This is a genomic window from Psychrobacter sp. 4Bb (assembly GCF_002836735.1).
Lineage (GTDB): Bacteria > Pseudomonadota > Gammaproteobacteria > Pseudomonadales > Moraxellaceae > Psychrobacter.
Map to the genome: position 1 here is coordinate 1 of NZ_PJAS01000013.1, position 2,686 is coordinate 2,686.

General features: G+C 38.7%; 2 protein-coding genes and 1 pseudogene. 1 reads left to right on the forward strand and 2 read right to left on the reverse strand.

Annotated elements, in window-relative coordinates:
* Positions 1-1,013: pseudogene (locus tag CXF60_RS14370) on the forward strand (hypothetical protein); the annotation flags it as partial.
* Between the two features lie 49 nt (positions 1,014-1,062).
* Here CXF60_RS14370 and CXF60_RS00530 read toward each other — a convergent pair.
* Positions 1,063-1,623, reverse strand: coding sequence for a hypothetical protein (locus CXF60_RS00530; RefSeq protein ID WP_228706991.1), 561 nt, complete (start codon positions 1,621-1,623; stop codon positions 1,063-1,065).
* Positions 1,624-1,954: 331 nt separating this feature from the next.
* Entirely contained in the window at positions 1,955-2,365 is a 411-nt protein-coding gene (locus CXF60_RS00535; RefSeq protein ID WP_102090360.1) for a hypothetical protein, read from the reverse strand.
* Between the last annotated feature and the right edge of the window lie 321 nt (positions 2,366-2,686).

The window sequence follows — 2,686 nt, forward strand, 5'->3', positions numbered from 1 at the left end:
GTATTGCCAATATTCTGCTAGAAAATAATGAAAAATCTAGAAATGTAAATTATTTTCGCCTAAACACTATTAACAATGTAAATGATCCAAGTGAGGGGCATCTACTAGTAAACTATTTGAAAGGTATAAGAGAGAATTCCTTTTATGCACCAGATTTTGACAAAAGCTTACATGCATTTATCAGTTGTTTTACATTTAACCATGATAGTCTTAATCAGTTTCGTTTATATGGAAAAGAAGCCGATAAGGAAGCATCAGGTGTTAGCCTTGTATTTAAAAAAGAATTTTTTCAATCAGAAAGCTTTTTAGGAGGCTTATCCTTTCTATCACTCAAAAATAATATACAGAATTTAGACAGAGATAACTCTTCATTAGAGGTTAATGAACAGTCAGATACGAAAAATAATTCTGAAAAAAAGTCTAGAATTAGCAATCAGCCAGTCATGAGGTGCGTGTATATTGACCCGACTTCTAGTTATGTCCAATTAGCTCAGCGTAACCGATTAACTTTTTTTCGTGAGTTCGGTAATGAAACTGTATTGATACAGGGTCAAGAAACAAGTAAGGCAGAATATGAGTGGGAAGAGTATAAGAAATATATAGATGAGAAAACAATTGCCTTTAGTAACGCTTTTCGTACTCTAAAAAATACTTATGAATCGATAATAGAAGAGAAAAAAGCGATATTAAGTGATGAATTGGAATCGTCCAATAAGATTTATGCATTGATAAACGAGATTCTTCTACCTTTAAAATATCTAATTAAACATTCTGCTTTTCAGGAAGAGCAAGAATGTCGCATGGTATACGTAACCTCACTTAATGCACCCGAAGTCAGTATGGTAGATAAGAAGTTTTTGTTTGTTGAATATGATTCTAAGGTGAAAGAAAATCTTAATAAAGTGTATATTGCTCCTGCTGCAAAAGACTATCGGTTATATCTAGCTTGGTTACTGCGTGACCAAGATATCAAAATTGAACTCTCGAACAATCCCTACCGTCAGACTTCGTAATAAATTAGTAGCGTGTGATACGAACCAAAACACACGCTACTAATTTCTATTACTGAACCTCTCCATGTGCCTTTACATCGCCTTTCTTACCATCTGGCTGAATCACGATAGGTAGTACCAACCCTTTAGCAAAGTCATCAGACAGCACATAATCATAGCGACTGGCAGCGACGTCAGGCGTGGTATGAATGATAAGCGTCATCTCATTGCCATCGGTTAGCTCGTGTGAGACATAGGTTTCGCTGAGCTGATCCAAAGCTTTCGATAGTGCTTCGTTACTTGCCATGCTTACCGTCAGATTATGCTGAGCGGTCGCAGCGTCCACTTTGAAGTAATCTGCATAGTCTCGGACGTTTTGACTATCGATCGCAAACGGATACTTATAATTGGTAGGGTCAGCAGGCTTTGCACCGCTATCTACCAGTGACCAGTCGATGGTGTCGGCTGCTGGTGCAGATGGATCTGCTGCTGTCTCCGCAGTTTGCTCAGTGGCATCGACAGAATCGGTAGCGTTATCGCAGCCTGTCAGCGCCCACATGCTTGCCGTTGCAATTACCATCATACTTATCAGACGCTTTGCCATCGAGTTACCCTTTTGATTGTTGGTCATGATTGATTTGCTCTATCTGCTATTTTGACAGCTTTCTTTGTGCTTCTCTAGCGAAATACATTAGATGGTAAGTTTTGATATAGTCCAATCCACTATAAAGGTATGACAGCGTTAACCTCGCTAAGCATACTAATGTATAACTTACACTCGGTTTCCTTATCTCGAAATTATATTGAACTGACTATACATACCTCTACTTGGAACTGTTTTTTATAGCCATCTTTATACACGTATCAAACTAACACGCATAAAAAAGCAGCCACTATTTAATGACTGCTTCTTATCTATTACGACTATTTGTCTATTACGATATGAACTTATCTTTAACTGATTAGATTTGGCAATTTACTTGGTATTCTTTACCGTCAGCCCACTTCATCGCAAAGATACCTTTGTCACCTTTCATGTGCCATGCATAGATGACTTCTGGGTTTGAATCATTTACATAGCTTGCGACTTCGCCTTTCACTTTACCGTTTAGGATGATTGGCTGCTCGGCCCATTTTACTTTTGGTAGAGTGACGTTGAGCATCACTTGTTCTTTATTGATAGATTGCTTTGCCATGATTTTGCTGTCATCGGTACAGGTGTATGGTGCTGGTGCCATACGATCATAGGCGGCGGTTACTTTCTCTGGAACTGGCGTCTCAGTTGCATCTGGAGTAGTTGGTGCGGTAGTGGCACAAGCGCTCAATAGGGCAAGGACTGGTAGGGTAGTCGCAATTTTAGTTATCATTTTCATAGTGCTCTCCAAAGCTTTTCGCTGATGTCATTTACTTGTTCTTAATGATGCGTTTAGCATATGAGGGTTATAGTAGCGAAAACGAACCATTTCAATGTTAGAAATTGTTCGTTACCTGTTAGCTTCGTTACCCAACCGCTGTCTAATGTAACTTGCAATCTGCGACATGCTGAAAAGTAAGTCGTATTAATTCTGAGATGCGCAACTATAAAATCAGCGCATAAAAAAGCGTCTATCAACGAGTGGCTGATAGACGCTTTTTTGTTTTACTTAACACGCTCTATATTGAGCATGCACTTTTATACTATAAACACTACCTGC

Excerpts from the sequence above, each read along its gene's own strand:
- CXF60_RS00530 (WP_228706991.1), bottom strand. The coding sequence starts at position 1,623 with ATGACCAACAATCAAAAGGGTAACTCGATGGCAAAGCGTCTGATAAGT.
- CXF60_RS00535 (WP_102090360.1), bottom strand. The coding sequence starts at position 2,365 with ATGAAAATGATAACTAAAATTGCGACTACCCTACCAGTCCTTGCCCTA.